Source organism: Sphaerospermopsis aphanizomenoides BCCUSP55, assembly GCF_001586785.1.
In the GTDB taxonomy this organism is placed as follows: Bacteria; Cyanobacteriota; Cyanobacteriia; order Cyanobacteriales; family Nostocaceae; genus Sphaerospermopsis_A; species Sphaerospermopsis_A aphanizomenoides_A.
Window position 1 is genome coordinate 1 of sequence record NZ_LUFH02000171.1, and the last position, 6,826, is coordinate 6,826.

The 6,826-nt window shown below is 40.7% G+C and carries 3 protein-coding genes and 1 tRNA gene; 3 read left to right on the forward strand and 1 reads right to left on the reverse strand.

The genetic code is table 11. The features are described 5' to 3' along the window. Nucleotides 1-64 precede the first annotated feature (64 nt). Nucleotides 65-670 (reverse strand): GNAT family N-acetyltransferase, encoded by a 606-nt coding sequence (locus A0J48_RS25515; RefSeq protein WP_200327373.1) that lies wholly within the window; start codon nt 668-670, stop codon nt 65-67. Between the two features lie 1,048 nt (nt 671-1,718). On the opposite strand from A0J48_RS25515, the gene A0J48_RS25520 reads away from it, so the two are divergent. The 3 genes from A0J48_RS25520 (at nt 1,719) to A0J48_RS25530 (ending at nt 6,688) form a co-directional block, all read left to right on the forward strand. After that, a complete protein-coding gene (locus tag A0J48_RS25520) occupies nt 1,719-5,252 on the forward strand; it encodes a response regulator (RefSeq protein ID WP_200327374.1) in 3,534 nt (1,177 codons plus the stop codon). Nucleotides 5,253-5,412: 160 nt separating this feature from the next. Then, the gene (locus A0J48_RS27310) at nt 5,413-6,567 is read left to right on the forward strand and encodes a hypothetical protein (protein WP_234301162.1); all 1,155 of its coding nucleotides are present in this window, start codon (nt 5,413-5,415) and stop codon (nt 6,565-6,567) included. A gap of 50 nt (nt 6,568-6,617) precedes the next feature. Then, nucleotides 6,618-6,688, forward strand: a tRNA-Gly gene (locus A0J48_RS25530). The last annotated feature ends 138 nt before the right edge of the window (nt 6,689-6,826 follow it).

Sequence of the window (6,826 nt, forward strand, 5' to 3'; positions counted from 1 at the left end):
CCCCCACACCCCACACCCCACACCCTGTTGTTGACGCATTAAATTAGTAATGGCTTTGTAGTGATTAAGTATTTAGGCGTTTGTGCAAAAAAATCAGCCGGGAAGGATTGAAAAAAAAAGTATGCCAATCAGATTCAACTTTATGCACTCTATATCCTAGCTTGAAATAAAGTTGTCTAGCTTGATGGTTATTTTCTAAGACATGAAGATATAAATCCTGAAATCCCCAGTCTTGACAGATTTGTTCACAGGTAATCAGTAAACTAGATGCTAAACCATATCTACGATATTTTGGAGCAATAGCTAAATTGGATAGATAAGGAAAACTCTTGTGAACATTTGCCCAAGAATCGCCAAAACGCACACTCAGTTCTACAGTTCCTAGTATTTGATTAGTTCCACTAATGCTATTATCAATGGCTACCAAGCAAACCTGATGAGGTGTCTTTGAGGCTAGACGATGCCTTAAGTCTTCATAAATACCCAAACGGAATAATGGAAATGCCCATCCCCATAAACCTTTTTGGGAGTGAAAGCTTTCCGCAATTATTTGAGCAATACTATACAAATCAGCAGATGTAGCCTCACGGATTTGGATTTGTCTGCCGTGAGGGGTACCAGCATCTGTAACTGAATGTTGGTGGTGTGGATGAAAAAACCAAGATTTCAAAGCTAGTTAGAGAATAAATTTGATTTAAAGATAAGTTTCTTAAGTATGCCTGTATAACAGTGTAGGGGGAAAAAAATTCAAACTTCAACATATAGCAGGAGGCAGAGGGCTGTCTTGCTGGAGGCAGGAGGAAAAGCCTTGTTATATCTACGTTTCTAGGATTCATAATGTCCTAATTATCCTGGCTACAGCCATACATCTTTTTTCTGTTTCCATACTTAAAAGTAGGGGCTTTTCTTGAGTTACTAGCCCCACACCCCATACCCAGCCCTAATGGTGTTTGGTCAATCCAAAATCCAAAATCGAGTGACTCCTAAATAACAATTTACCTATTCTATATCTTTGATTTGCAGGTATCCGCAATTAATGGTATTTTTATTGACACTCGGCTCAGTTGAATTCAGTAACTTCTTGGGATTTCCAGTTTTAAGATGTTAAAATCAGCTTATCAACTACCCTAAGTGTGGGAAAGAAGACTGACTATGTAAGTATGGTGTAATGCCTAGCGGCAAGAGCATCTGTAGAGATACTCAATTTTTAATTCTCTGCTTCCCTAACACTACTAACTGTTCTAGTATTAGTTCTGATTGGTAAATTTGAAATAAATACCTGTTTAATAGTATACTTTAGCGTCAAATATGACTATTATTGCATCATATTCATGAATCTACCATGATTACAATCAATAAAATTGACCTGTGAGTGTTAGTGCAACCTCTAAGATGGGAAAACTTAGTATACAGGTTACTGACACTATTTCATCCCTGAAGAGGTATTTTGTAGCCCAAAAAGGTTATAAAAGGAGGAGAAGCAGGATTTATGCCGTCAAAGTCAACTTGTTGAATCAAAAATGACTATGGAATCGGTTGCCATGTTTCAAAAAAGAAAACAGTTAAAAGCAATTGTTGTCAGTAAACTCTCACACACCTAGCAGTCATCTGTCCCCACAGCTATTGGTCGAAATGGTCGAACCTTACCTGATTCAGCAAAATCTTTATCTGATCAGACTATTCTTTACCCGACTGCCATCGCAGCAGGAAAGTGGTACATGATATCACCAGCAAACAGTAAGCCAAAAATTTTGGTTGTCGATGATGAACCAGACAACCTAGACCTGCTATACCGCAGTTTCTATCGCGAATATCAGGTGCTGAGGGCTAACTCTGGGCCTGCGGCACTAGAATTATTGGCACAAGAGGGAGACATAGCCGTTATCATCTCCGATCAACGGATGCCGATGATGAGCGGTACAGAATTTTTAAGTCTGACAGCAACTCAATACCCAGATATTATCCGCATTATTTTAACTGGCTACACTGATGTCGAAGATTTAGTGGAAGCTATTAATTCTGGTAAGGTATTTAAATATGTTACTAAACCCTGGGAAGCTGAAGAACTTAAAGCTGTGGTACGCCAAGCTTTGGATACACATAATGTTCTTAAAGCTAGAACCCGTGAACTCACCCGCACACTCCGTCGAGAGTCCCTGCTGAATGCTGTCACCAATACTATTCGTAGCGCCTTAGACTATCGGCAAATTTTACAAACTATCGTCGATGCAGTAGGGCATATGTTGGAGGTGGATGTTTGTCTATTACGTCCCTTCCAGGATAACCAGTTGGCAGATGAAGGATGTATTTACCAAAAACCTGCTTACGAGTCAGTTCAGGAACAGGAGATATCTACTCATGGGGAATCAATTTCTGCTGGTGAAGATCAACAACCTCTAAATCCTCCAGACCATAGCAGTCCTTTATCTCTTTTAGCGCAGACGGTGTGGGAAACTAGTCAAGTAGAAGTGATTCACAATGTGGCTGGTGATGAGCGTATCCAGGGGGATGGCGATCGCACTGCGGCTTTTAGTGCTGCTCATATTTGTTCTAGCCTGGTAGTACCTCTGATTTGTCAACAAGAACTAAGTGCAGTGTTAGCTCTACACCAATGTCATCAAGGGCGTGTTTGGGAAGAGGAAGAGGTACAGCTAGTGTCTCTGGTGGCTGATCAGGCCGCATTAGCTTTGTCTCAAGCCTATGCTTATGAGCAAGTAGAAGCTTTAGCTAAAAGAGAAGCTTTAATTAATACAATTACGAGAGAGATTCGCTCTAGTTTAGATCCGCAAGATATATTTGCAGCTATAACGCAAAGATTGGGAAAAGCTTTACAAGTTGATGGTTGTGTCCTGTCTTTATGGACTCAGGACGATGAATTTGTAGAATGTGTAGGCTTGTATGATAGTTCTAAAAATTTAGAGAATTTTCAGGATAGTCGCTTTACCAGCCATCATCGCTCGTTAAATCAACACTTATCTCGTTCTCAATCTCCAATTCAGAAAAATCCAATTTTACAGGAAATATTAAGAACACAAGAACCTGTAGTTATTACAGATATTACTCATTCTTCTTCAGATGTCCAGGCGTTTGATTTGCCGTTGAAAATGCGGCCGCGATCGCTCATGGTTGTCCCCCTGCTCCATGATGGTAAGTGTATAGGTAGTATTACCCTAAGAGAAGGTAATAAAATCCGTAAGTGGCTGCCGTCAGAAATTGAATTGGCTAAATCAGTAGCAGCCCAAGCAGCGATCGCAGTGCAACAATCACGTTTGTATCAAAAAACTCGTGAACAAGCTGAACGCCTCATAGAACTAGATAGACAAAAAACCGAATTTTTCCAAAATATCTCCCATGAATTTCGGACTCCGATCACCTTGATTCAAGGTCCGCTGGAGTCATCGGTGGCAGCAGGAGAAGGTTTATCCCATGCTCAAAGTGCGATCGCCCTCCGCAATTCCCGTCGTCTCCTGCGATTAGTTAATCAACTACTAGATTTACAACGCCTAGATGCTGGCAGAATGCAGCCTACTTTTCGTCCTTGCGATATGGTTGACTTTGTTAGCCAAATCGTTGATTCATTTCGCCTCTACTGTGAAAAAAAAGGACTACAAGTTATTACGGATTTGCTTGAATGTCCCACAGTCTATTTAGACATGGAAAAATTTGACAAAGTGCTTTACAACCTGTTGTCAAATGCCATGAAATTTACACCCGAAGGTGGTAAAATCAGCGTCAGATTGTTTAATGATGGAAATAACTGCGTAGTCCAAATCCAAGATACAGGCATTGGTATTCTTCCTGAGCAAATTCCCCATTTATTTGAGAGATTTCGTCAAGCTGAAGGCTCAGAAAATCGTACCTATGAAGGTAGTGGTTTGGGTTTGTCCTTGGTTAAAGAACTAGTAGAACTACACGGTGGCGAAGTATCAGTACAATCAGTTTATGGCAAAGGTACTCAATTTACCTTACGACTGCAAACAGGTACAGATCACTTACCCCCAGAACAGGTACTAGACACACCCTGTGAACTTAATACCAGTCGTGCCAGCGTAGAATTGGTTGATGTGGAATATATCGAGTCAACAGGGGACAACAGAGAAATCATTAGCAAAAATTTCTCCACTAGTGCTGTCACTACAGAAGCGAATCCTCAAGTTCATCATCCTTCACGAAATAATCAGTCCGTCTTAGTTGTAGATGACAACCCAGATATGCGTTCTTATGTAGCCGAAATTCTTCGTGACAGTAACTATCAAGTGGCTACTGCTCGCAACGGCTATGAAGGATATAATGTCGCCCATGAGATTCTGCCTGATTTGATCATTACGGATCTAATGATGCCCTTGGTGACAGGCATAGAAATGATTCAGATGATCCGTAGCCAAGAGCTAATGCGGGGGATACCGATCATTCTGCTGACTGCAAAAGTTGATGAAGAGACTCGGATTGAAGGGACAGAACATGGAGCCGATGCTTATTTAGCTAAACCATTTAATGACCGGGAACTTCTGGCAGAAGCGAGGAATCTTTTAGCCCTGAAGGAAAACGAAAAAAGAGTTTTGGAATTAAACACCTATCTGACAGAATCGGTACTCAAACGCTTTTTGCCATCTGCATTGGTTAAAAAAGCCGCTTCTGGCAGCTTGTCCCTAGATTTACGTCCTGAACCTCGCTTAGTGACAGTTTTATTTAGTGACATTGTTGGTTTTACCCAGCTATCCAATACTCTCAGATCCCGAAAAGTTGCAGAGGTGCTGAATGAATATTTAGAAACCATGACCAAAGTTGTATTTAACAATGGTGGCACTGTGGATAAATTTATGGGAGATGCTATTTTAGCTTTGTATGGAGCGCCAGAAGAACTAACACCTAATGAACAAGTGCGTCGTGCTATCAATACAGCTAGAGGAATGCAACGCGCTTTGGTTAGTTTAAATCAACGTTGGCTAGAACAAGGGATATTTGAAACTGATGGTCGCAAAGGCGTACAGTTTCGTTGTGGCATCCACCAAGGTACAGCAGTTGTGGGAATGTTTGGCAGTGCTGAACGTGCCGACTATACGGCTATTGGTCCAAGCGTGAATATTGCTGCTAGGTTGCAAGCTGCTGCTGTACCTGGTAGTATCTTGGTTTCTGCGGCTGTGGCAGATTATTTGCAGGAAGAAGAAATTACTAAAGGCAGTCCCCTAGAACTGAAAGGAATAGACGAAACGGTTCTCACATTTGTCGTGACACCAGAACCACTGCAATAACTAGGGTGTGAGGTGTGGGGTGTAGGGTGCAGGGTGTGGGGTGTAGGGAAAAAAGAAAAATTAAGATACTGTAAATTTGATAATGATACCCTCAGTTACAGATAAATCTCTAGTTTCCACACCAAGCTGGAGGAGACATACTGATCCACCCTTTTTGTGGATGATTGTATTTATCAGTTCAATTTCTCTACACTTGTTAGTATTTTTGTTTTTGCGTTCATCTGGTGAATTTAAACCTTGGCTTCCCCATTCTCATTCAGCCAATATTCCTGTTGATTTGATAGATATTTCACCTCCAGTAAAATCACAAAAACAATCAACATCTACAACAATAAAACCACAACCTTCCTCTTCATCTCAAAACTCTGTTACGGCAACTTTACCAAAAACCACCTCAACGACTTCTGAAAACTCAGAAGATGATGTGATTGAATCAAAGTTAAATCTAGAACAAACAGAGCCAAGTCAAGACACTGAGAAAGATCCTGAATTTAATGATCAACCAGTTCGTAAATCAGTAAACTCAACACCTACAGAAACACCTGCACCTACAGAAACGCCTACATCTACAGAAACGCCTACATCTACAGAAACGCCTACATCTACAGAAACGCCTACATCTACAGAAACGCCTACATCTACAGAAACGCCTACATCTACAGAAACGCCTACATCTACAGAAACAATACCATTAGGTGAACTGCCTTGGAATCGTCGTCAAGAAGTGACTTTGGGAAAGGGAACTCCCCTACCAAATGATATTTCCTCAGAAGAGACACCAACTCCCACTCCAGAAGAGACACCAACTCCTACTCCAGAAGAGACACCAACTCCCACTCCAGAAGAGACACCAACTCCTACTCCAGAAGATGCACAAACTCCCACTCCAGAAGAGACACCAGTTTCAAAAGGAGGAGGTGTTTTGGCTAATGTTGAGCCGATACTGAAAGATGAAGTAGAACAATTAAGACAAGAACAAAAATTAAGAGTAGATGCTTTACCTGATGTTTTGGCAGAATATCAAGGTAGTCACAGCAAAGAATTAGAGATTAGTATTCTCCCTAGTGATTCTGGATTGAAAGCAGCAGATATACTAGCTAGTTTAGTAATTGATAAAAATGGCAACTTTCAACAAGCGATAGTGATCAGTATTGAACCGATGACACTCCGCAGTGAGAAAAGCATCTATGAACAGGCACTCAATGAAATTTTCAGACAAGAGAGCTTTGTGGGTGCTTATAATCAAGATGGTTCAAAACCAGATTTGAGTAATTTATATGTGCGGATTAGAATTGAGTCAAGAAATTCTCAATAAAGGCTTGTAATTTCAATAAGGCTATGCTATAGTTGAATAACTGGAAATTTGCGGGTGTAGTTTAGTGGTAAAACTATAGCCTTCCAAGCTATTAATGCGGGTTCGATTCCCGCCACCCGCTTACGCCTAACTCATCTTTTCCTAGCTAGAAAGCCAAGAAAGCTGATAAAAACATGACTGTAAAGATATTCCAGTGATAAGTACCTAAGCAAAATTAATTTTATATTCCTTTCCAAATTCTCGAATGATTTTTTCAACA